Source organism: Streptomyces sp. NPDC053069 (assembly GCF_044546895.1).
Classification (GTDB): Bacteria; Actinomycetota; Actinomycetes; order Streptomycetales; family Streptomycetaceae; genus Streptomyces.
In genome coordinates this window covers 307,742-331,630 of the sequence record NZ_JBITZN010000009.1, presented here as the reverse complement: position 1 = coordinate 331,630, position 23,889 = coordinate 307,742, and the positions used below count along the sequence as shown (strand labels likewise).

Here is a 23,889-nt window from a genome sequence, read left to right as displayed (position 1 = left end):
GGAGGCGGGGATCCGCTGGGCGCAGCCACCAGAACCGAGGGTTCCGGGGGTGCGTACACAAACGGCCGTCGCCCAGAGTACCAGCTGGTGGCCGACGCCATTCCCCCCGCTCCGGAAACCGCCCGGCCGGGACGCCGCAGGCCACTAGGGTGAGCGCCGGGACCGTACGCACGCCGGAAAGGGATCGCGCCAACGATGACGGAGACGGAAGCGGAGATCAAGGCACGCAAGGAGCGGGAGCGGGACGAGCTGTACGCGCTCGACATCTCGGACGTGGAGTGGCACTGCGCCCCCGGCACCGAGGAGCACGAGGAGCGCGTCGAGATCGCGTACCTGCCCGACGGAGCCGTGGCGATGCGCTCCTCCCTGGACCACGACACCGTGCTGCGTTACACCGAGGCGGAGTGGCGGGCGTTTGTGCTGGGGGCACGGGACGGGGAGTTCGATCTGGAGCCCAGCGAGCGCAACGGCGGTCTTGCGGCCCAGTGAGCGGAACGTGACAAAGGGCGGCACGCATGCGTGCCGCCCTTTTCCGTGGCGCCGGTCCTCAGCTGGTCATCGCCCGTGCGCGCGCGTACACGTCGAACACGGCCAGCGCCAGCGGGATCAGCGTGAGCAGGACGAAGCTCTCGGCGATCTCCAGGAAGCGCCCCCAGAAGGGGGTGACACCGCGCCGCGGAGTGATCAGCCCGATCGCGGTGACCAGGGCGGTGGCCGCGCCGACCGCCGCGGCGAGCCAGACGCTGCGGATGTCGAGTGCGGTGGTGTCGCCCTGGAAGGCGTCGATCAGGTAGCTCCGGGGCGGGTTCAGGGCGAGCCCGAGGCCGAGGAAGACGATCGCGGCGAGACCGGCGGCCAGGGTGGCGCCGACCTGCGCGGTGTAACGGAACAGGTGTGCCCGCATCAGCATCGCGAGGCCGGTCGCGAGAGCCAGGAGCTGGGCCCAGGTGTTGCTGGAGAAGCCGAGGACGATCGACGCGCCCACGGCGACGAGGGCACAGCCCCCGACGAGGCCTACGAGGAGTTCGTGGCCGCGCCGGGCCTGGGCGGCCACCCGCTCGGCGTCCACGGGCTCCTGCTGGGCGGGCTCGGCGGTGTCATAGCCGCCGCGGGAGGGGTTGGGCGGTTCGAAGCCGATGGGCAGCCGCGCGAAGCGCATGGACAGCCCCGGCAGGAAGGCCAGCGCCACCACGGACAGCGGGGCGCAGATGGCGGCCGTCTCGATGGGCTGCAGATCGGTGAGGGTCGCGATGAAGGTGGTGATCAGACCGATCGCGGAGGCGAAGAGGAACGCGACGAAGGGTCCGTCGCCGCCGGGCGAGACCAGGGTGAGCACCAGGGAGGCGACGAGGACCGCTGTGCAGGCGAGCAGGAACTGGAGCCGCCCGATGCCCTCGCCGGCGGCGAGCGGCAGCAGCCCGGAACCGGCCACGCCGACATTGGGCAGGGCGCCGAGTCCCAGCGCGACCGCGGACCCCCGGTCGTCGTACACACGTGCGCGTACGCAGCCGATGGTGACCAGCAGGATGCCGGTGACGCCCGCGATGATGCCCTGCAGGCTGTGCATGTCGTGGCGGACCTGGGAGCTCCAGGCCACGAACGCGAGCAGCGCGGGCAGGATGCCGCCGGCGACGAGTCCGGCGGCGCGGGTGAGGTCGCCGCTCCACAGGGTGCGGTCACGGGTGACGGCGGAGGCCACCGCCTCGGAGACGTCGTCGAGGACGGCGGGCGGCAGCGACTCGGCGAACGGGCGCAGGGTGAGCAACTCACCGTCGAGAATGCGCTGTGCCGTGAAGGAGCGCGCGCCGTCGAGGACGGTGCCGTCCCGCCGTACGAGGTGGTAGCCGACCGGAGCGCCCTCGGCGGGGCTCTGCTGGGACAGGCGCAGGATCTCCGGGTACAGGTCGGCGACCGGTACGTCGTCGGGCAGCGCCACGTCGATACGACTGTCGGGCGCCACGATGGTGACCCGGCAGAAGCCGAATCCCATGCCCGCCCCGGAAGGGGCTCCGGTGCCCGGTCCACCGGTCGCGCCGGCCGGCGCGGAGGCCGTCATGCTCACCTGCTGTTCCCCCTCGTCGGTGGTGGGGCGGCCCATGGTGCCGCTGCCGCCGCGCACCTTCCGCCCGTAAAGATCCTGTGTAGGTTGTGCGGCGCCCCGCGCTCAACCGGTCGACCGGGCGGTCGCATCCGGGGTGTGCGGGGAGGCGCCCCCTTCGAACCGTTGCGGATTGCCCGGGTTTTCCCGGAACGATTCGCAACTGCTCACGCGTCTCACCGGCACCCTACCGCCAGCCGTTGTCAGTGGTTGTCAGTAGGATCGCGCTTCGCGATCGGCGTTCGCCTGACACGGGGCGGCGGACGAAAAATCTCGGTCCGGCAAGGGAATTGGTGCGTAGTGAGCCACATCGTCGTCAAGCGCCCGCCACGGGCACTGCCGAAGGAAGTGCCCACGGACGAGGTCGTGCTGGAGGCGCCGCCGGAACTGCCGCGCGGTCAGCAGGAAAGCGCTTGGATGCAGCTCCTGCCCATGCTCGGCATGGGCGGTTCGGTGGTGTTCTTCTTCAACCCGCAGGCCCAGCCCTTCATGAAGATCATGGGTCTGCTGATGGTGGCCTCGACGCTCGCCATGGGTATCTCGATGCTGGTCCGCTACCGCCGCGGCAACCAGGGGCAGATGGCGGACATGCGCCGTGACTACCTCCGCTACCTGTCCCAGACCCGGCGCTCCGCCCTCGACACCGCGAAGGCCCAGCGCGACGCCCAGTACTACCTGCACCCTTCGCCGGAGCAACTGTGGGCACTGGTCGCCGAGGGCAGCCGGGTGTGGGAACGGCGCACCGGTGACGAGGACTTCGGGCAGGTGCGGGTGGGACTCGGCCCGCAGGCCCTGGCCACTCCCCTGATCCCGCCTCAGACCGCCCCGGTGGACGAGCTGGAGCCGTTGACCGCGGGCGCCATGCAGCGCTTCCTGGCCACGCACAGCAGCCTCGACGAGCTGCCGATGGCGGTCTCGTTGCGTGCCTTCTACCACGTGACGATCAGCGGCGAGCCCAACACCGTGCGCGGCGCCGCCCGTGCCGTCGCCGCCTCCCTCGCCTCACTGCACTCCCCGGAGGACCTGGTCATCGCGGTCGCCACCGGACGTCAGTCGGCGCCCGAGTGGGAGTGGGCCAAGTGGCTGCCGCACGTACAGGCCCCGGGCCTCGCCGACGGCGCCGGCAGCATGCGTCTGATCACCACCGACCCGGTGGAGCTGGAGGACCGGCTCGCCGCCCGCCTCCAGGGCCGCCCGCGTTTCCACCCCGGTGGCGCTCCGGTTGCCGAGCAGCCGCACGTGGTGGTCGTGCTCGACGGCATCTCCCTGCCCCCCACGTCACTGCTGGCCAACCCCGAGGGCCTGCAGGGCGTGACGGTCCTGGAGGTCGTGCCGGGCGACCTCACCGCCGGCCGCGGTGACCTCTCCGTCATCGTGCAGCCCAGGGAACTGCGCCTGGAGTCGGCGCACGGCATGGTCTACGAGGGGACACCCGACGTCCTGTCGTACGAGGCCGCCGAAGCCCTCGCCCGTCAACTGGCGCCGCTGCGGATGGCGTCGGGCGGGGACGACGACGAACCGCTGCTCGCCAACCTGGAGTTCACGGACCTGCTGAACCTGGGTGACGCGGCCTCCGTCGACCCGAAGCGGACCTGGCGGCCGCGCTCGCAGTCGGAGCGGCTGCGCGTGCCGATCGGTCTCGGTGAGGACGGCCGGCCCGTGATGCTCGACCTCAAGGAGGCGGCACAGGAGGGCATGGGACCGCACGGCCTGTGCGTCGGCGCGACCGGTTCCGGCAAGTCGGAGCTCCTGCGCACGCTGGTCCTCGGCCTCGCCGTGACCCACTCGTCCGAGACGCTGAACTTCGTCCTCGCCGACTTCAAGGGTGGTGCCACGTTCGCCGGCATGGCCCAGCTGCCGCACGTGGCGGCCGTGATCACCAACCTCGCGGACGACCTGACGCTCGTCGACCGCATGGGCGACTCGATCCGCGGTGAGCTCAACCGCCGCCAGGAGATGCTCCGTGACGCGGGCAACTACGCCAACATCCACGACTACGAGAAGGCCCGCGCGGCCGGCGCCCCGCTGCAGCCGATCCCGTCCCTCGTCCTGGTGATCGACGAGTTCAGCGAGCTGCTGACCGCCAAGCCGGACTTCATCGAGATGTTCGTGCAGATCGGCCGTATCGGCCGTTCACTGGGCGTGCACCTGCTGCTGGCCTCGCAGCGCCTGGAGGAGGGCCGCCTGCGCGGCCTGGAGACGTACCTGTCGTACCGCATCGGCCTGCGGACCTTCTCGGCGGCGGAATCCCGTGCCGCGCTCGGCGTCCCGGACGCCTATGAGCTCCCGAACGTCCCGGGTTCCGGCTTCCTGAAGTTCGGCACCGACGAAATGGTGCGCTTCAAGGCGGCGTACGTCTCCGGTGTGTACCGCACCAGCTCGCAGCAGGCCGCGGCGCTCGGCGGTCCGTTGCCCGTCGACCGCAGGCCGGTCGTGTTCACCGCGGCCGAGGTGCCGGTGCAGTACGTGCCGGTCCCGCAGCAGCGTCAGGAGGCGGCAGCCGAGCAGCAGGACGACGCACTCGCCGACACCGTGCTCGACGTGATCGTGCGGCGCCTGGAGGCGCAGGGCCCGGCCGCCCACCAGGTGTGGCTGCCCCCGCTGGACAGCCCGCCGTCGCTCGACACGCTGCTGCCGGGGCTCGCCCCGGTACCCGGCCGCGGCATGACCCAGCCGGGCTACGAGGGCGCGGGCCGGCTCGTCGTCCCGGTCGGCCTCATCGACAAGCCCTACGAGCAGCGCCGCGACCCGCTGTGGCTCGACTTCGGCGGCGCGGCCGGCCATATGCAGATCATCGGCGGCCCGCAGTCCGGCAAGTCGACGCTGCTGCGTTCGGTCATCGCGTCGTTCGCCCTCACCCACACCCCTCACGAAGTGCAGTTCTACGGTCTGGACTTCGGTGGCGGCGGTATGGCCGCGGTGGCCGGCCTGCCACACGTGGGCGGCGTGGCGTCACGTCTCGACCCGGAGAAGGTCCGTCGTACGACGGCCGAGGTGTACGGCGTCATGACCCGACGCGAGGAGTACTTCCGCTCCACGGGCATCTCCTCCATCGCGGAGTTCCGCTCCCGCCGCGCGCGCGGCGACATCTCGGTGACCGACCAGCCCTGGGGCGACGTCTTCCTGGTCATCGACGGCTGGGGCAACTTCCGCACGGACTACGAGGCCCTGGAGCCGCTGGTCCTGGACATGGCCCAGCGCGGCCTCGGCTACGGCATCCACGTGATCATCACCGCGTCGCGCTCGATGGAGGTCCGGGCGAACCTCAAGGACCACCTGATGAACCGCCTTGAACTGCGGCTGGGTGACCCCATGGACTCCGAGATCGACCGCAAGATCGCGGCGAATGTGCCCACCGGCGTACCGGGCCGCGGCCAGACCCCGCAGAAGCAGCACTTCATGGCAGCGGTCCCGCGCATCGACGGCCTCTCCTCGGACACGGACCTGGCGGAGGCGACGACCGCTCTCGCGGCCGAGGTCACCCGCCACTGGCAGGAGCCCGGCGCACCGCAGGTACGCCTGCTGCCCCGCGAGTTCGCGGCGGCCCAGCTCCCGCCGGGCGACCGTTTCCCGAACCGGGGCATCTCCTTCGCCCTCGACGAGGACAACCTCGAGCCGGTGTTCGTGGACTTCGAACAGGACCCGTTCTTCCTGGTGTTCGGTGAGAGCGAGTCCGGCAAGTCGAATCTGCTGAAGCTGCTGATCAAGCGCCTCACCGAGCGCTACGACGGGCACAGCTGCAAGCTGTTCGTCGTCGACAACCGCCGCTCGCTCCTCGGGGTGACCCCGGACTCGCACCTGGCCGAGTACATCCCGATGTCGAACCAGATGCAGCACCACATGGACGCGCTGGCCGACCTGATGCAGCGCCGCACGCCGACGGCCGACGTGACCCCGGAGCAGCTGCGCAACCGCAGCTGGTGGCGGGGGCCCACGGTGTACGTCGTCATCGACGACTACGACCTGGTGTCCACCTCCAGTGGCAACCCGCTGGCCGGCCTGACGGAACTCCTCCCCTTCGCCCGCGACGTCGGCGTCCGCTTCATCATCGCGCGCTCCACGGCGGGCGCCGGCCGCGCCGGCTACGAGACCTTCATGCAGCGCATCAAGGAACTCGGCGCCCAGGGCGTGGTCCTCGCGGGCGACCCCGCCGAGGGCGAACTGCTGGGCGGCGTCCGACCGCGGGCGATGCCGGCGGGCCGGGGCATCTTCGTGTCGCGGAAGCGGGGGAAGCCGATGGTGCAGGTGGGGTTGGTGGAGTCCTAGCGGATTGTCATCCTTTCGAGCGATACGGCTCTCCGGCCGACCCGGGATGCCGCGGACCATGACGGTCCGCGGCATCTTGCCGTTCGCCTCAACCAGCTAGCGGCAGACAGTGGGGGTGGCGGAGGGACTGGGGACTTGGTCGTCCACCAGGACGACCTGGGAGCCGTTGGGCACGAGGCCAACATCCTTTACGGCGAAGTTGAAGAGTCAGGCGGACATCGCCGCGGCCGGAGCGGGCAAGGGCTCGACCGGCTCGACGATGCAGGCCGCAGCAACTCTGAAGTCGCACGGATTCCAGACGGGCAACGCCCTGGAAACCACCGTCGAGATCTGGACCTCACAGGTGAGGTCCGTACTACAGGCATGTGCGCATATCTCCGACCACCTGGACTACACCCGTAAGCGGCACGCGCAGGACGACGCCGAGATCGGTGCCGTACTCCGGGGCCGTGACGGCTCAGCCGTGGCCGTCTCCCAACTCAACGAGTACTTCAAGTAGGAGTACCTCCGATGGCCCTCACACTCACAGACCTCGTTGACGTCGACCTCAGCAGACTCGCCACTGCCGTGTCGGACTGGAAGAAGGCCGTCGACGGCTTGAAGAAGGCGGCGGAGAGCGCACGTACGGGGATGCAGGCCAAGTCGGACTCGGCACGGTGGGCCGGCGTGAACGCGACGGTGACGCGTGAGTTCGTTGCAAAGACCGCCAAGGAGGTCTCGGATCTCCACAGCGAGGGCAACAGCAACTACCAAGTCCTCGAGGACGGGCACAACGAACTTGCCTCGCTGCAGAAGCAGTTGAGGACCGCCGTTCAGGTGGACGCCCCGCATCTCGGTGTCCGGGTCGAGGACATCGGTGCCGGAAAAGTCCCGGTGCCGCAGCCGACCTCGACCCGAACGACGCTGCTCGCTTCCTGGGTGAAGTGGGACAGGACCCGGACGCCTATTCCGCCATCACCACCGCACAGCAGACTTACACGACCAATGTCGTGGATCATGTGATCAACGGATCCAGCCATTCGACGGCGTCGCTGGACGGGCGAGTAGGTGCCGCTGTCGCCCCCGGTTCTGCGATCGCAGGGATCATGAGCGACACCCGGGCTCATGCGATCTACGAATACCACACCGCTTCCGACGCAGAGTTCAACGAGGCTGCTGCCGAGGAGCAAAAATGGGTGAATCGCGTCCTGGGCATGGGCATCGAAAAGGTGGGGGAACGGGTTCCCATCGCCGGCGCCCCTCTTGAATGGGCCTCGGAGGACATCCAGGAATCCATCATGGAGAGCATCGAGCACGACACGTCGAGCGAAGCCGAGACGCAGGCCGGTGAGGAGTACACCAACGGTCGGCAGGCGGCTCTGGATTCTGCCCGGTCCGCCGTCGACCACGCACTGGTGAACAACAAGACCATCGATCCCGACACCGCCGACGATCTCAGGAGGGCCGCGCGCACATCTGCCGGTCACAGCCATTCGGACGGCGGCCAGTGGAAATCGGAGAGTAGCAAGCATTGAGATACGCACCGCATGCCCTCCGTGGCGTATCACTCCTTGTTGCCGCGCTGACCGCAGCCGGCTGCTCCTCCGACGCACCCCGGCAGGACTTCACCGTCCCCAAAGCCCTGTGCGGGATCTCTGTCCCGACCGACGCTCTCTCTCAGCTGTTGCCTGCCTCGGGCAAGCAGCTCGCCGCCGAACGGACCGGAAGTCTGGACGAAGGCTCCGCGCTGTGCACGGTCAAGGTCGACGGAGCCACGGTGCTGGAGGTCAGCGGAGAGCGCATCGATGCCGGAGACTCGGCGCGGAACATCTTGCGCAGCCGACTGTCCATTCAGGATCCGAAGTCCTCAGACACTGGCTCGATCGCATATGCCGATCACGCCGCAGCGTCGCTGATCAAGTGTCGCGGCAGCGAAGTCGAGGTGGAGGACGTCAGCACCGTCATCAAGACTCTGAAGCCGGCACGCGCAGACGAACCAGCGATGAAGAAGCTGACCCAGGGATACACGAACTCGCTCAAGGCGCAGAATCCGTGCAAGAAGAAGTCCTGAGTCGGCCCTTCCACACCGAACCGCCGATGAACCTTCCTGGAGGCCTTCAGAACACCGGCAGCGCGTAGAGCGAGCTGTCGTTCGTGATGAACGCCCTGTTGCCGTCGACTGCGATGGAGTGGTGCCGCGCTTCGGGCAACTCGTATGACCAGCCCGACTGCCCCGAGTCCATGTTCACGGTATTGACCGTCGTGCGGTACGAGTGGTCGATCATCCACACTCCGGTGCCCTGGACGAGCACGGCGCAGTCGCCGCTGCCGGCCTTGTAGGAGGTCCAGGTGTTGCCGCCGTCGGTCACCCTGCGCCGTTCGGGGAACCGCCCGCCAGTCGCATAGACGGAATCTCCATGGACACTCACCGGCCCCCACTGCGCGGGATGGTTGTACATGTCCTGGGTCGTGTGAGACCAGATCTCCGTCGCGTCGGTGATTTTCAGGGCGGTCAGTGTCTTGCCGTTGAGGTAGACGACGCCGTCCTGTACGACAGGAGTGATCGAGACCTTCTCCGCCTGGTGTCGCAGCTCCCACGCGAAGCGGCCGTCGCCGGTCATCACCGCCAGTACGTGGCCGTCGGTCGTCGGAAGGACCAGACGTCCACTCCCGACGGCTCCCTTGGCGGAAAGCTTGCCGCGGTACCGCGCCGGGGCCTGGGCCGTCCAGCGGATCCTGGCATCCGAGCGCCCGACGCTGCGCAGCCGGCCGTCCTTCGTGACAACGTAGACCGCTTCGTCGTCCACGCCCACGAGTGACTTGGCTTCGGCCTCCACGGTCCATTTACGCTCGCCCGTGGACGGAACGAACGTGTGCAGCGTGCCCTCGGCGTCGACGGTCACGATCAGGCGGTCGGACAGCGAGAGATACTGGCTCGGCTGCACATCTGCTGCCAGCCAGCGCCGTTTGCCATTGACGACGTTGTAGGCGCCGATCCCCCGGACACCATTGTTGTAGTCACCGATCACGACGACATCCCGTACGGGCAGTGGAGCGGGAGATTCCTGGTCGATGATGTCGTGGCGGCTCCACAGCGCTTTGGGAGACCCGTCGACGATGTAGTCACCGTCGTCCGCCGAGAGCAGGCGGGCTTCGGGAGTCGTCACTGCAGGGGGAATGTCGAACAGGGCGTCCTTCTCGTCCCTCCGCTCCTCCCGGAGCAGCCACCAGCCCGTCGTACCGCCCCCAGCGGCGAGCACCGTGCCGCCGGCCGCGAGCCCGGTGAGGAGACGCCGCCTCGTCACGGTCCTGACGGTGCTCAGCAGGAGTGGGGCAGTGAGCCGCCGTACCTCGTCTTCACGCGCCTTGATCTCCTCCGCGACCGGCCCGCGCCGCCACACGCGACCGCTGTTCCTCAGCGGGGCGAACGCCGTAACGATCTGGCCTGGGCTCGGCCGTGACGCGCCGTCCTTGGCCAGACAAGGGGCGACAAGTGCGTGCAGTTGGGGAGACAGTCCGTCCCAGCGTGGCTCGCCATGCACGACCTCGTACTGGACGGCTGCCATGTGCCCGCCCTCGAACGCGCGTCGACCGGTGGCCGCATAAACAAGCACAGCGCCCAAGGAGAACACGTCCGCGGCAGGCGTCACTCGCCGCCCGAGCACCTGCTCAGGCGCACCGTACCCCGGAGTGACGGGGATCTGACCGGTCGTGGTGAGCGTCAGCCCGTGCTCCGGGCGGGCGATGCCGAAGTCGATGACCCGTGGACCGGTCGACGTCAGCACGACGTTCTGGGGTTTGAGGTCACGGTGAATGAATCCCGCGGCGTGGATGTCCGCGAGGGTCTGCGCGATCGTCGCCGCCAAACCGCGCACACTCGTCTCGTCGAGAGGCCCGAGCTTGTCGACCGCCTGGTCCAGGGTCGGGCCGGCAAGGAATTCGGTGGCAATCCAAGGGCGACCGCCCTCGGTGTGCGCGCCCAGGACCGCCGCCACGCCCGGGCTGTGCACGGCCTGTGCCGCCAGCGCCTCACGCACAAAGCGCTGGGCGATGTTCGGGTCGTGAGCCAGTTCCGGGCGCAGGACCTTGATCGCCGCGACGGCCCCGGCGCCGTCCTGGCCGACGTAGACCCTGCCCATGCCGCCCTCGCCGAGGACGCCGAGCAGGCGGTAGGGGCCGAGGCGGACCGGGTCACCGACGCCCAAGGAGTTCATCGCTGACTGCTTTCTCTTCTGCTCATCGGGGGACGGCCACTCACTTGAGCGGGAAGGCGGCGAGGAACTTGCCGCCCAGTGCGACCGTCACCCTGGCCTTCTCGTGAGTGATGAAGCGGTCCCCGGTGGTCTTGTAAGAGTTCACGGGTGTGCGCGACGCGAGATCGACCGCCCAGAGTGCCGAAGAACGTTTGCTGTAGGCGAAGTCGGTGCCGATCACCGGCGCGGCGGACACGTCCGCTCTCGCTCCTCCACCGCCCCTTTCCTTCCACAGCACCCGGCCGCTGCCGGAGTCGAAGGCGACGAGACCGAGACCCTTTTCGACGGCGTAGACCACGCCGTCCTTGACAGCCGGAGGACCGTAGGTATGCCCGGGGCGCTCAGACCTGGAGTCCCATACCCGAGCGCCGTCGCTCAGCCGCAGCGCCCGCAGCCGACCGGTACCGAGGTACAGATTCCGGGCGTCCGTCGCCAGCGGTGCGTACACGCGGTCCGGTGCGGCGCCGTCGAAAGGCTTGTCCCAGCGCACCGCACCTGTCCGGGTGTCCCGTACGACGATGCGCACCTTGCCGGCGTTCGTCTCCTGCAAGGCCACCAGGTGGTGACCGACGACTCGGGCCGTGAGGAAGTGCAAGCGGTCGGTCTTGTCCGGCCGTGAGGGCAGCGGCGCGGCCCACAGCTTCTTCCCCGTGCTGATGTCGACGGCGAAGACGGACCAGGACTGGGATGCCAGGAAGTACGCGATGTCGTACTTGCCCTTGCCCGCCGCCGCGTACACGACGCCATCGGCCGTACACAGCACCTGGTTCTCGTCGATGACGCCGTTGAAATCCGTGAGTTGGGCAAAGGGCTCACTCGCCACGCCCGACAGAAGGTCTACGGAGGCAAGGACGAGCGGAAACCCACCAGGCTTCCCCGCGTTTCCCTCGGATCCTCTCGGGGCCACCATGCGCACGAGCCGCTCGCCGTCAGTGGCGACCTGCCAGTGGATCTCCATCTCTTTCGACGTCCACTTGATGTCACCGGAGCGGGCGTCGATTCCGGCCAGACCGGTACCAGCCACCAGCGTCACAAGGTTGTCGACGGCGAGTGGCTGCGCGGGCGGTTCGGTGCCGTACGGCGGATCGGCGACTTGGTACTGCCAGAGCGAGTCGAGCTCCTTCTCCGGCAGCTGGCTGTTGCTTGGAATCACGACAGGATGCCTCTGCCCCGACTCCGATCGCCGGTTCCATGCCCAGGCTCCCGCCCCGACGGCCACCGCGCCGACTGCCAGTCCGCTTCCCGCCAGCAGCAGCCTGCGTCGGGACATCGGCGCCGTCGGTGTGGTCAGCGTTTCTGCAAGGTGTTCCGGCGGTGCGGGGAGTCGTCGAGGCGCGATCTGCCAGACCTCGGTGGCCCGGCGGGCGATCTCCGCGAGCAGTGAGTCCGGCAGGTGATCGGCGAACTCCCCTGAGCCGTCGTGCAGTTGGGTGGCGAGCTCAGAGGTGGTCGGACGGCGGAACGGGTTCTTGTCCAGGCACTGGGCGAGGATCGGGACCAGGGTGGCGGGTACGCCGCTCAGGTCCGGGTCGCCGTACCGGACCCGGTAGAGAAGATCGGCAGCCTGCCCCTGGCCGAACGGGGCACGGCCGGTGGCGGCGTAGACAAGCACGCCGGCCAGTGCGAACACGTCGCCGGCCCCGGTGTGTTCCTCTCCGCTCGCCTGCTCCGGTGACATGAAGGCCGGCGTACCCATTGCCGATCCGGCTCTGGTCAGACGGTCGTCACCGATCGCTCGGGCGATACCGAAGTCGATGACCTTGGGCCCGTAGGCCGTCACCAGAATGTTGGAGGGCTTGAGGTCGCGGTGGACGACCTCGGTGCTGTGCAGTTGGCCAAGTGCTCCGCACAGAGCCGCCCCGAGCGCGCGCACGGCCCCCTCGGGGAGGGGTCCTTCCCGTTCGACTGCCTCGTCGAGCGGCGGGCCGAGCACGTACTCGGTGGCGAGCCAGGGCGTCGCGGCTTGCGTGTCCGCCTCCACGACCTGGGCACCGTGCTGCCCTCCGATCACGCGGGCGGCATCGGCCTCGAGCCGAAACCGGGTTCGAGCAGCGGGGTCCGAGGCAATGCCGGCGTGCATCGTCTTGACCGCGACGGTCCGTCCACCGGCCGATCGCGCCAGGTAGACCGTGCCCATGCCGCCGCTGCCAAGGCGGACGATCGGTCGGTACGGGCCGAACGCTTGAGGGTCGTCATGAGTGAGCGGAGTAGGCATACGGCGGATCGTCAGTCCTGGCGTGGGATGGACGCGCCGACGCCCGGGATGTCGGCGGCGAGTACGGCGGCCGACTGGTGGGCGATGGCGGCGATCACGCGGCTCGGCAGCCAGCCGGGGCTGAGCAGCCCGGCGACTCTGGTCGCGAATCCGACATCGGCCGGCATAGCCGCCATGGCGGGGCCGATGGGACCCGGCGCCGCTGAAGAAGTCGCCTCAGCAGGGGCGAACGCATCGATCAGCTCGGCAAGTTGAGGCCGCGCGGCGGCGTCCCTCGACAGACAACGGCTGACGATCGTACGCAGCGGGGCAGGAAGATCGTCGCGTTCGGGCGTCGTATGACCGGTGGCAGCGTAGGCGAGCGTTGCGCCCAGCGCGTACACATCGCCCGGGGGCCGTGGGTGCCCACCGGACGCCTGCTCGGGCGGCAGGCTGCCTGGCTCCAGTCCCGGCATGCCGGAACGGACCGTGCCGTCCGGGGCTGCGGCTCGTACGGCGCCAAAGCACGAGAGGCGTGGCCCGTCGGCAGCGAACAGCACGGCCGCCGGGGACACTCCGGCATAGGCCAGCCCCTGCCCGTGCACGATGGCCAAGGCCTCCGCGAGGGCCGCGCCAAGGGCCCGGACGGTCCGCTCAGGAAGTGGGCCGCCATGCACGGCAAGTGCGGTGGGAAGGGGAAGCGCCGGCAGATAGGGACGGGCGTGCCAGGCGGGCTCCTCAGGGGCGGCGCAGGTGACGGCGGGGGACATGACCTGGCCGAGAAGGTAACGCGAGCCCTCGGCTTCCATCATGAAGCGCTGTGGATCGGTGCCGGCGAGCGGAGCGCTGAGCAGGACCGTGCGCTCGCCATCGGTGCTGCGCGCGATGTAGCGGCGCTCCGGGACCGGGACTCCGCTGTAGGGGTCGTCCAGCGGGGTGAGAAGGACGTACGGGCCGATCCGTCGGGAGACTGAGCCGCTCTGCTGCGCCGCGCCGCTTCCGGCGGTCGTCGCCTGCACCTGATACCCATCCTTGTCCGTGCGTTGTCCGCGCCGGTCCCGGCGATCCAGCCGCGGCCAAGGACTGGGCGTCAGGCGATGGGTCTGTGGGCCGACGACAGGGTGGGCGCCTCCCGCGCGCGCCCACCCTGGAGTTGCTTGTGCGAGCCGTGTCCTAGTGGAAGTAGGAGGCCGCCTTCTTGTCGCCTTCCATGTACGTACCGCCGGACTGGGCGACGACGTGACCGATACCCTGCAGCGCCTGGTGGATGTCGTTCGCTTCCTTGTCCCAGCGCTGCAGCTTCTCGTGGAAGGTGCCCTGGGCCTGGCCCTCCCAGTACTGCAGGCTGTTCACCACCAGTCCGCGCAGGTCGTGCAGGTCCGTCTCGAGCTGGCTCGCCTGGTTGCCGATGCTGGTCGCCGCGGTGTCGAGCCCGTCGTAAGTGACTGACAGCCCCTCAGCGTTGTTGGCCATGCGTCTTTACCTCGTCTCGCTGGTGTGTAGCTGATGAGTGCGCCGGTTGCCCGGCAGTCGTTCTGAGTACTGCTCGGCTCAGTAGGAGCTCAGAGCGGACGGCGGGATCGAAGAAGCACCGTCCCGGACGTCGATCTTGTTGACGGCCGCGCGGACCTCGTCTTCCTTGCTGTCCTTGATGTTGCGCGTCGTGGTCATGGCCTCGATGACATCGCCGAGGATGTTGCCGATGTTGCGCAGGGACGTGTTGATCTCGACCTGCTTCTTGTCGAACGCGGCACGGCCGATACCCTGCCACTGGCCCTCGAGGCTGTCGATGACGCCCTGAAGCGTGTGCACGCGCTTCTGGATGTTCTCGTACTTCTCGAGCATCTGCTTCTGCAGCCGGATTACTGCATCATCGTGAAGCTTCTGCGTTCCGCCGGCCATGTTCGGCCCTGCCTTTCGTGTGTCCGTTGTTGATCTGACGGTTTCGGCTCACCGCTGTCGCTTGTCGCGTCCAGCGGTGAACACGCAGTGCCTGCCCTGTCCGAACGGCACCGGACTGTACGGCTGTTGATGCCGAGGAACTCACCTGGCTCGTCGTGCCCGCGCGATGGCCAGGGCACCACCGCCGACCACGACGACCGCACCAACGGCGCCGAGTGCGATCCACGTGGTGTTGCCGCTGCCACTCGATGACTCCGCGCTCGATCCTGCCGCCGAGGTCGAGCCCGTGGAACCCTTGCCCTGGGCTTGTGACGAGGCTGATGCAGAAGGGGACGAGGGAGATGCGGGCTGAGCAGAAGAGCCTTTAGGGGCCACGGGGGCCACGCTCTCCCATCCCTTGCTGCGGTCCTGTTTCTGGAGCGGATCGACATCGGCGGGGCCGGGGTCGTAGTTCTTGTCCGCCAGAACCACGCGAGGACGGATGACTCCATAACCGAGGTACTTGCTCGGCTTGTCCTTCGGCCAGGTGCGTCCAGCGGTGTCGAGAAGGGCCCGCTCGACCTGATACACAGTCCAGTTGGGGTGCGCGGACCAGATCAGGGCGGCGGCGGCTGAGGTGAGGGCGGTAGCGGGGCTCGTACCTTTGTAGTTGTCGCAATACGAGCGGAAGGTGCCGTCACACCAGCCGGGATATCCCTCACCAGGAGCTGCCAGGTCGGCATAGCCTCCGCTCGAGGAGAAGCTCGACGTGGTGAGGGACTTGCCCACGGACGCTACGCCTAGGACGTAGGGATACGAGGCAGGATAGTCGGAATAGCCGTTCTTCCCCTGGTTACCCACTGCCGCGATCAGCAGCTTGCCCTTCGAGAGCGCGTATTTGACCGCAGCCTCGTCCTTGTCGCCACCCAACCCGCCGAATGAGATACTGATGATCTTTGCGTCAGTATCGGCAGCGGCCCTCAGAGCCTCGTCGGCGCCCGGAGTCCTGGCCTCTTCCTTCGCCCCTTTGATGCCATCAAGCTTGATGCGGTACGGAACGATCTTCGCGCCTGGCGCCAGCCCCTTCAGCCCGCCACCCTCCCCGGTACCTGCGATCAGCTCGGCCATGGTCGTGCCGTGGCCCAGGTAGTCGTCCGTCGCGTGGTAAGCCACTGCCTTGGGGACCTCATCGGTCAGGACCTGCCCCTTGAGCGACGGCGTGTTCGCGTTCACCCCGGAGTCGATGACCGCGATCTTGACGCCCTTGCCCGTGCTCACCTTCCACATCTGTTCGGCCTGCATGGGGCCCAAGTACCACTGCTTCGACTGTTCGTCGGACGCAGCGGCACCCGGTGCCAGCCCGACGGTCACAGCGGTCAGGGCGCCAACGGCCGCGCCCACCGCGCGCACTCGTCTTCCAGAGCGCGCCCTGCGGGCCGCAGCCTGCTCGGCTCGTCGGCTGGTCCCTGACTTCATGGCGTTGACTGTCCTCGCTTGCGTTCAGTTGGTGACCGGCGGTACATCGCGCCGGGGCTTGTTCGGTAGGTGGGTCTCTTCGTCCTCGACCAGGTAATCGGGGCGCGCAGTTCCATCCGTCTTCCGCTCGTCGCCGAGCCTTCCCTTGTGGCCGGCGCCGCGCGTAAGGCCGACGCCACCACGGGTCATGCCATTGCGTTCGGCTCCTGCCTCGGAGTTACGCGCGGTCGGCCTGCCCGTGACAGCCTCGGTCGGCCGGGCGCCGGTACGAGAACCCGTGACACCCGAACCCGGCCGCGCCGAGGACTCGGGCGCGCCGAAGACACCGCGCTGTCCCGGTCGGCCAGTCGTCGAACGGGAGTTGGCCTCTCCCTCGCCGCCGACAACTGTGCCGCGAGGAATCCTCGACCCATTCTTCCCCGACGGGTTCGTGGTGGACGGCCGTCCCCCGACGACTCCGTTGGACCGCGCGGCTCCCGTGGTCGGCCCGCCGTTCGCACGTGGTGCCGCCGTGCCTGTCGGTCGGGGTGTGCCGCCCGTGACTCCTCGGCCCATCGGCGAGGAGGACCTGGGTCCGGAACCGGTGCCCTTGACAGCGGACTGGCCAGTGGACGTCGCGCGGCCCATCTGGTCCATGGGGCCTCGTGCCACGGCACGACCCGAGCCCGGGTTTGACAAACCAGACGTACCTGCGCGCCCCTGTGCAGACGGCGGTGTACGGAAACCGCCGGCGCCGTTCAGGCCCCGACCCGATGTGGCATTGGGCATGGGAAGCCTGAATCCACCGCCGTCGAACACGTTGGGCTGGCTGCCACCTGTGGGCGGCGTACCAGTGACCGGCGGAGTGTGGGTGGGCCCGGGAGTGGTGGTTGTAGGAGGCGGCAGCGTGCCGGTGGTGTCGATGTGCGTACCCACCGGCGCATCCGGCTGCCTGACTCGGTCCTTGGTGTCCTTTACGGGTGCCGGCGTGTCGCTTGCGGGTGGCGGTGTGTGGCTTGTGCCGCTCACGCCCACATGCCGCACCGGCTCCACCGTCACATGGTGCCCCCCGACCGCGCTCGAGCCTGTGCCTTGGTGGCCGTTCGACGCAGAGCCCTGCGAAGCTGGATCGTCGAGTTTGGAGGGCCTGGGCACCCCAACGTTCGGAAGGCTGTCGAAGCGAGGCGCGGCCTTGTGCCATTGCTGCAGCGATGCGTCCGACACCGCGTAATACGACGCCAACCGGTTCATCTGGTTGATCGCCTCTTGGCGGTGCTTCTCCACCTGGACCGCAGTGGCGTATCCCTCTTTATCCGCCGCCTTTTTGGCCGCCGTGAAGTCTTTGGGCCGCGTCGCAACCGCTCTCGTGTCACGCGGAAGCCGCATGGCGTTGCGAACAGACGCCAGCCCCTCGGCGGCGGTGGCGATCGAGTCGCCGGCTCCGCCCGCGAAATCAGCAAGCCCGTGTGCGTGCTTGACGAGATCCTCGCCCCATACGCGGAAGTCGTGGCCCGCCTGACCGACCCAGGGGACCGAATCGAACTTGCCCTTGAGTGTTTCAGCTGCCCTCTTGATGGCATCACGCGCGTCCCAGAGGGCCCGACCGGAGGACTCCAGGTCCTCGGGGTTCGTCTGCTCGACCAGGTCGATCATCGCGTTGAGGTCATAGTCATCGAATTCCGTGCGCTTGACCATGGCCTGGCCGTACGGGGTGGCCTTGGCAAAGGAACGAAGGATTTCGACTGGATTAAAAAAGAGGCCGCCAGGACTGGGCTGGTCCCCGAGACCTCGGGCAAGGTCCGTGAAGCCGTTCTCCGCGGAGACCCGATCCATGTCCGCTTTGTGCTTGTCGGCCATCCTCAGATCTCTCCCTGCTCGCCGCCGCCGGTGTTCTTGCCACCCTGTGACTTGAGGTGTTCGAGTTCTGTCTTGATTTCGTAGAACCTACGACGCTGCTCTTCCTCGACCTCGTTGAAGGTACCCCTCGCCCCCTGGACGGCGATGCCGATCGCCTCGATCTGCAGATGCAGGGCCTTGGAAAGGTTCGTCAGCGCCTGGTGGACCTCGTTGAACGTCCCGTACAGGGCGTCGGCCTCATGAAAGGCCGCAGATCCGCTCCTGAGTGACGTTCGCTGGATCGTCTGGTCCCCGACGCGCGCCGGATTGCCCGGCGACTTCTCAAGTTCCGCGAGAACACTGTCCACGGTGTTGACGAACTGCGTCAGGGCGTCACCACTGACCTCGAGGTTCGCCGCCGACCCGCCCCCGCTCATGTTCCTCCCCGTTTCCCCGTACACCATCGGCCTCGACAGGATCGGGACCGACCACCCGCGCTCGCCGTACGATCGCAAAGCGAGCCGCGCCTCACAACGCGTTTACCACTGTAGTCAACCCGCCCAACTGGTCCAACCAAGCATGTGTCTTAACTCGGTTACGAGCCTGCACAGGTTCCACAGTTTGCCCGACTTGCCGGTTTGCAGGGAACGGGTGGACACGACGGTCCGCCAGACGCCCTGCCAGCAAGCCCATCATGGACATGCCTGACGTCGGTGACGTGCCCCGCTCTTCCGAATCTTCATCGAACCTCTACGCGCGAGCGGCTGACCCCGCCCGACAACCCACGCGGACGGTCAGCCGAGTTGCGATGGTCCCAGGAGGTCGCACTCGAGTCGAACGCAGCCCCGATCACCGCACTGACGCCCCCTCACCTGACGACCGTGCGACCTGATGCACAGGCCTCCCGGAAACCTTCACAATCGACAATTGCTACATGCGGGACATTGCCTAAATTTTTCATTGTCTGGGTTGCTAACTTGAATGGCCACCAAGCCATCGAAGTAGCATCACGTGTCCGAAGGCGAGGCATGTACGGGCTGATGGCCGGACAGTTGGGGATGAGATCACCCATGGCATGGGACGAGTGGGAAGAGCTCAAGGCCAAGCACGAACCGACGAGCATGCAGCTGAACAGCGTGCCTGACGGGGGTGGCGCCTACGGCCCGTACGTGGTGCCGAGTCAGACCGGCGACCTCAAGGTCGGCCATGAAGACCTCGCCAAGATCGGCAAGAGCGCCCACGAGCTGTACAACCAGCTGTGGGACAAGGCTCGCGTGAGTATCGCCAGCAGCGACTCCGCGGCGAGCAACCTCTCGAAGCAGGGCTTCGACCTGGCAAAGGGACTGCAGCATGTGTCCGAACGCTGGGACGAGCAGTTGAAGTCCTTGATGGACGCCTGCGCCCAGATCTCGAACCACATGCAGACCACCAAGAAGGTCCATGCGGGCGACGATCACTACATCCAGCGGCTGATGAGCAGCATCGACGTACTGGACGCCGGCTTTGACGAGCGGGTCGGTGAACCGGGCGCGAAGAACAACTACAGCAAGCAGGACAAGGGAGAAAGGCCCGGCGGATGACGGCGCAGGACGCGCATCACCTGTCTGCTTCTCCAACTCCCATGTAAGGGCCAACTCATGGATCTCGACACCCTGCGCTTCGCCAACTTCTCGTCGATCAACGAGGCCGTCACGGACTGGTCCACACTGGTCACCAATCTCGAAGACCTGCGGAAACAAGCCGAACAAGGGCTGCATCAGGCCGCCAACAAGGCCAACTGGGCCGGCATCAACGCTCAGGTCACCAAGGAGTTCATCGGCAAGACCGCCGGTGAGTTCGCCGACGCGCACACCCAGGCTCAGACGATCCACAGCATCCTCAGCGACACGGTCGGAGAGCTGAAGAAGTACCAAGAGGACCTCAACGCGGCCATCGACCGCGGTCTGAAGAAGAACCTGACCGTGGCGGACACCGGCAACGGGACCTTCACGGTCACCATGAACATCCACCCGGACCGGGCTGCGAAGGGCACCACTGTTCCCGAACACGACGAGAACGACGTCACAACGCTGCGGAACGAGGTGCAGGAGATCCTGAGGAAGGCCACCGAGAGCGACACCTCGGCCGAGACGGTACTGAAGGCCATCGTCGACCAGGCCGCCATGGGTTTCTCCGACGCCAGCTACAAGGACCGGGACGCCGCTCAGGCAGCTGTGCACGAAGCAGACGAGCTGGCCAAGCTCGCGAAGAAAGACCCGGAAGACCTCACGGTCAAGGAATTCGATCGCCTGACCGCCGGGCTGAAGAAGTACCACGACGATCCGCTGTTCGCAGAGCGCTTCGCCACCGACCTCGGACCGAAGAAGACGCTGGAGTTCTGGGCAGGCGTCGCTGATCCCCAAGTGAGCCCTGATCTCACTCGAGAACGCCGTAACCAGCTCGGTGACTTGCAGAAGGATCTGAGCCTGACGCTGGCCACGGCGAGCAAGAGCGACTCCCTTGAGATGACGGAGTGGAAGCGCGACGTCATCGACATGGGCGACAAGCAGGTCGGTCACCGAGGCAATGTCCTGGGCTTCCAAGTCATGAGCAATCTCATGCGAGCGGGCGACTATGACGACTCGTTCATGGTCGACTACGGCAAGCGTTTGATGGAGACGGAGCGGAAGTTCACTGGTGACGGCAAGCACACCGCTTGGCAGCAGCTGGGATTCGATCCGTATCTCAACCGGATGAGCGGCGACACGGGCTGGGACCCGCTGAGCGGTTACCTGAAGGGCCTTTCCAACAGCCCTGATGCGGCAACCGAGTTCTTCAATGAGGACTTCATCCCGAAGGACGGCGACCACAAGCACTCGGTCTCCAACTTCAAGTACCTCTTCGAAGAGCGTCACTGGCCGCAGGCGATCAAGAACGACTTCAGCGGTGACGGAAGTGACGACGGCCGGAACAACTTGGCATCGGCACTGGAAGCCGCGACGACCGGACATCCCGCGGGGGAAATTCCCACCCTCGACACTCCGGCACACAATAAGGAGCAGGCCAAGCTCTTCAACGCCATCGTTTCCTCGGTAGGTGACGACCCGGAACGGCTCACGGAGCGCAATTACATGTCCGACAGTATGGGACAGATCGCTTCCGAGTATCTTCCGGACATCAACCGGGCAACGACGGACGTGAGCAGAGATTCGGAGGACTGGGCCGGAATCGAGAAGCTGTACCCGGTCGCGGGCACCGATTCCGGGGTGCACCACCGGGATGTCAGCAAGTTCCTTTTCGCCATCGGTCAGAATCCAGCGGGGTACGCCGCCGTCGAGGTTGGACAACAGGCTTACATGTCCAAGCTCATGACGTATCACCTCGATCCGGACCTTCCCGCGGATCAGCGTTTCTCCCAAGACCAGGAGACCACCGTCAAGTACATCTCCGAACGGTCCGGTGAGGTGTCGGGCATCCTCGGTCTCGGACGGCAGGAGGAGATCGCGAAGCCGGCTGGCGAGTCGGACAAAGACTACGACTACAGCGTCTCGCAGCGGAAGAACTGGATCTCGGGCGGAGTCGGAACAGCCGTCGGTGTCGGGACATCATTCATCGCGACTCCCTGGGTGGGCGCAGCTGCCGGCGGTGCGGCAGGTACCGTCACCAGCGTGGTGCTGGAACGGATCTTCAAGGACGCCGAAGGACATGCATTGGAGAATGCCGCCGACGAGATGGGAAGCCGCTGGCAGGCAGGTCTGACGAAGAACAACGAGTATATGGCCCTGGGTGCGCAGACTGCTGCTGAGAAGTACCATCTGGCGAACACGGACGACATCGGAACGTGGTCGCGAGAAGGCGCGCGTCAGGGTTACATCAATGCTCGTGCCATTTTGGACGGCCAGGCGCCCGGCAGCACCACCAGCTCCTCCTGACGTCCACCCAGTTGCGAGATCGGCATGAATACGTCTTTCCTTCCGCTGCACGGCCATCGCGTGAGGGCGGCCATCTCAGTCGCCACCCTCCTCATCACACTTTCGGGCTGCTCCGAGGGTGAGCAGAAACGCGAATACTCCACGCCCCGGTCTCTGTGCGGCATCACCATCGACGCTGAAGAGATGACCAAGTTCCTCCCCTCCGGGAAGACTGTCTCGACGAAGGCGACGACCAGTTCGTCCACGGCTACGCGATGCTCTGTTTCAGTGGACGGGAAGCGGATCGTCTACGCCGCTCAGGAATGGTGGAACGACATGTCGGTGCTCCAGTTCGCTCGAGGCCTGACCCTTGAGAAGGTCGATCATCAGACGGACGACGGGCATTTCGTGTACTCGGGCAATCAAGCGTTCGGCAAGACAGAGGGATGCCACAACAGTCAGCACGACGATCTGGTCCTCTACACCGCTCTCCAGGCCACCGGATCGAAACACAAGGACGCAGAGGCCATGAAGAGACTGATCACCTCATACACCAAGCAGGTCGAACAATCCAGCGCTTGCCGGTAGCACTCAGGACGTAGGTGTCGAATGGCGCTGTGACGCGGGGCGTCCAACGGACCGACATGACTCGCGAGGCCTTGTGCGGTCAAGAGGAAGCCCAGGTTCACAGCGCCACCACGGTCCGACACCCAGACTTTGAGTACGAGGTGTCTGATCGGCCGCCCCGGACATCGCGTCGGACGCGAGGTACCAGTTCGTCTTCTCCTTGGCCAGGGTGGGCCAGAAGACGTCGCTGGCCTGGCCGGTCCAGCCCGGGATCTTCAGGTCGCGCAGGCCGTCGCCGATCTTCTCGAACTTCTTGGACCAGCCAGTGAGGGTGGTGGCGAGACCGGTCAGCTTTTCGGGGTCTCCGGGGATGAGGTCTTTGGGGTCGCTCGTCGACCCCAACTCGCTTGCCATGAGTGCGGATTCCCTGTCCCTAACTCAGATCCGACTTGACCGCATTCACCGCGTCACGGATCGCCTCGTCCGTCTCCGCGTAGTCGTTGTTGGCCTTGTTCAGCCCGCCGGCCAGGGTTGCGGCGGTATCCGCGAGAAACTGTGCCCACAACTGCCCGGTGGCGCAGAACGTGACCAGTGCGCCGACCGCCGAATCATCGCCCAGCGAAGAGCCCCGCTCGGTCGGGTCCTTCAGGTCAACCTTGTGAATCGGCGTGAGGCATTGTTGAACTCACCGCCCCGCACTGCTCCTGCCACGCGGCGCCACCAGCGTCACAGGCCGGTCAACTGCCCGCAAATTCAGGGGCATTACGTCACTTCGTCGACTTCGGATTCACTCTCGTGAGTGACGCGGGCGTACTTCGTTCACCGGTTACGCCGGACTTTCAGGCGCCGCGGACCATTCGCGGAGAAAGTGGAGAACTTATGGAGCATCGCCTGCAACGGCAAACGCCCGGATAGCCGTTCAGCGCGCCACAGGCCCTCGCCGCGTATGCTTTCCGGGTCTTCTTTTCATCACGAGCCGACGCGGAGTGTTGCAATGTCCAAAGCCCGGACGACCACAGCTGTTTCGATTCTCTCGGCCGTGGCCGCCGGTACGCTGCTCGTCGGCTGCTCGGGCTCGGTGAGTGTGGGGAAGTCCGAGCCGAAGGTGTCCGCCGACAAGCTGGCCACCACGGTTTCCGAGCGGCTCGCCGCACAGACGGGCCGGCCGAAGCCGCACATCAGCTGCCCCGAGGACCTCACGGGGAAGGTCGGCACCAGCACCCGCTGCAAGCTGACCGCTGAGGACGGCAGCACGTTGGGCGTGACCGTCACCGTCACCTCGGTGAAGGACGGCCGGATCAACTTCGACATCAAGGCCGACGACAAGGCCTCTCCGGCCGTCAACTGATCCGCCAAGTGATCCGCCAACCGATCTCGGCGCGGGACACCGTCCTCATGTCCTGCTGGACCCGGCGGGGAGTGATCTTCGGCAGGCCGTCCGTGAGGTCTGGCAGGTCTGTCGGCCTGCCG

Annotated in this window: 19 protein-coding genes and 1 pseudogene; 10 read left to right on the top strand and 10 right to left on the bottom strand. The window is 66.9% G+C overall.

Going from position 1 to position 23,889, the window contains the following annotated elements; all coding sequences use genetic code 11:
- Window positions 1–195 precede the first annotated feature (195 nt).
- A complete protein-coding gene (locus ACIGXP_RS23150; RefSeq protein WP_363217945.1) occupies window positions 196–489 on the top strand; it encodes a DUF397 domain-containing protein in 294 nt (97 codons plus the stop codon).
- A gap of 58 nt (window positions 490–547) precedes the next feature.
- Here ACIGXP_RS23150 and eccD read toward each other — a convergent pair whose 3' ends face one another.
- Window positions 548–2,056: a type VII secretion integral membrane protein EccD gene (gene eccD / locus ACIGXP_RS23145; protein ID WP_363217948.1), complete on the bottom strand. Its 1,509-nt coding sequence runs from the start codon at window positions 2,054–2,056 to the stop codon at window positions 548–550.
- Window positions 2,057–2,398: 342 nt separating this feature from the next.
- On the opposite strand from eccD, the gene eccCa reads away from it, so the two are divergent.
- The 5 genes and pseudogenes from eccCa (at window position 2,399) to ACIGXP_RS23120 (ending at window position 8,414) form a co-directional block, all read left to right on the top strand.
- Window positions 2,399–6,364 carry a type VII secretion protein EccCa gene (gene eccCa / locus ACIGXP_RS23140; RefSeq protein WP_399771044.1) on the top strand — a complete coding sequence of 1,322 codons (3,966 nt, stop codon included), beginning with the start codon at window positions 2,399–2,401 and terminating at the stop codon, window positions 6,362–6,364.
- Between the two features lie 135 nt (window positions 6,365–6,499).
- Window positions 6,500–6,863, top strand: a pseudogene (locus ACIGXP_RS23135) (hypothetical protein).
- Window positions 6,864–6,874: 11 nt separating this feature from the next.
- Window positions 6,875–7,366 (top strand): hypothetical protein, encoded by a 492-nt coding sequence (locus tag ACIGXP_RS23130; RefSeq protein WP_399771041.1) that lies wholly within the window; start codon window positions 6,875–6,877, stop codon window positions 7,364–7,366.
- The gene (locus ACIGXP_RS23125) at window positions 7,288–7,878 is read left to right on the top strand and encodes a hypothetical protein (RefSeq protein ID WP_399771038.1); all 591 of its coding nucleotides are present in this window, start codon (window positions 7,288–7,290) and stop codon (window positions 7,876–7,878) included. Before ACIGXP_RS23130 ends, ACIGXP_RS23125 begins: the two co-directional genes overlap by 79 nt.
- The gene (locus ACIGXP_RS23120) at window positions 7,875–8,414 is read left to right on the top strand and encodes a hypothetical protein (RefSeq protein WP_399771035.1); all 540 of its coding nucleotides are present in this window, start codon (window positions 7,875–7,877) and stop codon (window positions 8,412–8,414) included. The genes ACIGXP_RS23125 and ACIGXP_RS23120 overlap by 4 nt, the downstream gene beginning before the upstream one ends.
- A gap of 46 nt (window positions 8,415–8,460) precedes the next feature.
- On the opposite strand, the gene ACIGXP_RS23115 is transcribed toward ACIGXP_RS23120, so the two are convergent.
- The 8 genes from ACIGXP_RS23115 to ACIGXP_RS23080 all read right to left on the bottom strand — a co-directional run bounded on the left by ACIGXP_RS23115 (window position 8,461) and on the right by ACIGXP_RS23080 (window position 18,426).
- The gene (locus tag ACIGXP_RS23115; protein WP_399771032.1) at window positions 8,461–10,557 is read right to left on the bottom strand and encodes a PQQ-binding-like beta-propeller repeat protein; all 2,097 of its coding nucleotides are present in this window, start codon (window positions 10,555–10,557) and stop codon (window positions 8,461–8,463) included.
- Window positions 10,558–10,597: 40 nt separating this feature from the next.
- Window positions 10,598–12,811 carry a protein kinase gene (locus tag ACIGXP_RS23110; protein WP_399771029.1) on the bottom strand — a complete coding sequence of 738 codons (2,214 nt, stop codon included), beginning with the start codon at window positions 12,809–12,811 and terminating at the stop codon, window positions 10,598–10,600.
- 11 nt (window positions 12,812–12,822) lie between these two features.
- Window positions 12,823–13,809, bottom strand: coding sequence for a serine/threonine protein kinase (locus tag ACIGXP_RS23105; RefSeq protein ID WP_399771026.1), 987 nt, complete (start codon window positions 13,807–13,809; stop codon window positions 12,823–12,825).
- 154 nt (window positions 13,810–13,963) lie between these two features.
- The gene (locus ACIGXP_RS23100; RefSeq protein WP_363217940.1) at window positions 13,964–14,263 is read right to left on the bottom strand and encodes a WXG100 family type VII secretion target; all 300 of its coding nucleotides are present in this window, start codon (window positions 14,261–14,263) and stop codon (window positions 13,964–13,966) included.
- A 78-nt stretch (window positions 14,264–14,341) separates the two neighbouring features.
- On the bottom strand, window positions 14,342–14,692 hold the full coding sequence (locus tag ACIGXP_RS23095) for a WXG100 family type VII secretion target (protein WP_363217939.1): 351 nt from the start codon (window positions 14,690–14,692) through the stop codon (window positions 14,342–14,344).
- Between the two features lie 141 nt (window positions 14,693–14,833).
- The gene (locus ACIGXP_RS23090) at window positions 14,834–16,081 is read right to left on the bottom strand and encodes a S8 family serine peptidase (protein ID WP_399771022.1); all 1,248 of its coding nucleotides are present in this window, start codon (window positions 16,079–16,081) and stop codon (window positions 14,834–14,836) included.
- A gap of 90 nt (window positions 16,082–16,171) precedes the next feature.
- Window positions 16,172–17,983: a hypothetical protein gene (locus tag ACIGXP_RS23085; RefSeq protein ID WP_399771019.1), complete on the bottom strand. Its 1,812-nt coding sequence runs from the start codon at window positions 17,981–17,983 to the stop codon at window positions 16,172–16,174.
- 2 nt (window positions 17,984–17,985) lie between these two features.
- Entirely contained in the window at window positions 17,986–18,426 is a 441-nt protein-coding gene (locus ACIGXP_RS23080; protein ID WP_399771016.1) for a hypothetical protein, read from the bottom strand.
- A gap of 606 nt (window positions 18,427–19,032) precedes the next feature.
- On the opposite strand from ACIGXP_RS23080, the gene ACIGXP_RS23075 reads away from it, so the two are divergent.
- The 3 genes from ACIGXP_RS23075 to ACIGXP_RS23065 are packed head-to-tail and all read left to right on the top strand — an operon-like array spanning window position 19,033 to window position 22,440.
- Window positions 19,033–19,542: a hypothetical protein gene (locus ACIGXP_RS23075; protein WP_399771013.1), complete on the top strand. Its 510-nt coding sequence runs from the start codon at window positions 19,033–19,035 to the stop codon at window positions 19,540–19,542.
- Window positions 19,543–19,599: 57 nt separating this feature from the next.
- Window positions 19,600–21,873 (top strand): hypothetical protein, encoded by a 2,274-nt coding sequence (locus ACIGXP_RS23070; protein WP_399771011.1) that lies wholly within the window; start codon window positions 19,600–19,602, stop codon window positions 21,871–21,873.
- A 24-nt stretch (window positions 21,874–21,897) separates the two neighbouring features.
- Window positions 21,898–22,440, top strand: coding sequence for a hypothetical protein (locus tag ACIGXP_RS23065; protein WP_399771009.1), 543 nt, complete (start codon window positions 21,898–21,900; stop codon window positions 22,438–22,440).
- 3 nt (window positions 22,441–22,443) lie between these two features.
- Here ACIGXP_RS23065 and ACIGXP_RS23060 read toward each other — a convergent pair whose 3' ends face one another.
- Window positions 22,444–22,833 carry a putative T7SS-secreted protein gene (locus ACIGXP_RS23060; RefSeq protein WP_399771007.1) on the bottom strand — a complete coding sequence of 130 codons (390 nt, stop codon included), beginning with the start codon at window positions 22,831–22,833 and terminating at the stop codon, window positions 22,444–22,446.
- Between the two features lie 580 nt (window positions 22,834–23,413).
- On the opposite strand from ACIGXP_RS23060, the gene ACIGXP_RS23055 reads away from it, so the two are divergent.
- The gene (locus tag ACIGXP_RS23055) at window positions 23,414–23,767 is read left to right on the top strand and encodes a DUF4333 domain-containing protein (protein ID WP_399771004.1); all 354 of its coding nucleotides are present in this window, start codon (window positions 23,414–23,416) and stop codon (window positions 23,765–23,767) included.
- Window positions 23,768–23,889: the final 122 nt, after the last annotated feature.

Excerpts from the sequence above, each read along its gene's own strand:
- ACIGXP_RS23110 (WP_399771029.1), bottom strand. The coding sequence starts at position 12,811 with ATGCCTACTCCGCTCACTCATGACGACCCTCAAGCGTTCGGCCCGTAC.
- ACIGXP_RS23085 (WP_399771019.1), bottom strand. The coding sequence starts at position 17,983 with ATGGCCGACAAGCACAAAGCGGACATGGATCGGGTCTCCGCGGAGAAC.
- ACIGXP_RS23150 (WP_363217945.1), top strand. The coding sequence starts at position 196 with ATGACGGAGACGGAAGCGGAGATCAAGGCACGCAAGGAGCGGGAGCGG.
- ACIGXP_RS23055 (WP_399771004.1), top strand. The coding sequence starts at position 23,414 with ATGTCCAAAGCCCGGACGACCACAGCTGTTTCGATTCTCTCGGCCGTG.
- ACIGXP_RS23130 (WP_399771041.1), top strand. The coding sequence starts at position 6,875 with ATGGCCCTCACACTCACAGACCTCGTTGACGTCGACCTCAGCAGACTC.
- ACIGXP_RS23075 (WP_399771013.1), top strand. The coding sequence starts at position 19,033 with ATGGCATGGGACGAGTGGGAAGAGCTCAAGGCCAAGCACGAACCGACG.
- ACIGXP_RS23060 (WP_399771007.1), bottom strand. The coding sequence starts at position 22,833 with ATGGCAAGCGAGTTGGGGTCGACGAGCGACCCCAAAGACCTCATCCCC.
- ACIGXP_RS23065 (WP_399771009.1), top strand. The coding sequence starts at position 21,898 with ATGAATACGTCTTTCCTTCCGCTGCACGGCCATCGCGTGAGGGCGGCC.
- ACIGXP_RS23095 (WP_363217939.1), bottom strand. The coding sequence starts at position 14,692 with ATGGCCGGCGGAACGCAGAAGCTTCACGATGATGCAGTAATCCGGCTG.
- ACIGXP_RS23080 (WP_399771016.1), bottom strand. The coding sequence starts at position 18,426 with ATGGTGTACGGGGAAACGGGGAGGAACATGAGCGGGGGCGGGTCGGCG.
- ACIGXP_RS23070 (WP_399771011.1), top strand. The coding sequence starts at position 19,600 with ATGGATCTCGACACCCTGCGCTTCGCCAACTTCTCGTCGATCAACGAG.
- ACIGXP_RS23115 (WP_399771032.1), bottom strand. The coding sequence starts at position 10,557 with ATGAACTCCTTGGGCGTCGGTGACCCGGTCCGCCTCGGCCCCTACCGC.
- ACIGXP_RS23100 (WP_363217940.1), bottom strand. The coding sequence starts at position 14,263 with ATGGCCAACAACGCTGAGGGGCTGTCAGTCACTTACGACGGGCTCGAC.
- eccD (WP_363217948.1), bottom strand. The coding sequence starts at position 2,056 with ATGACGGCCTCCGCGCCGGCCGGCGCGACCGGTGGACCGGGCACCGGA.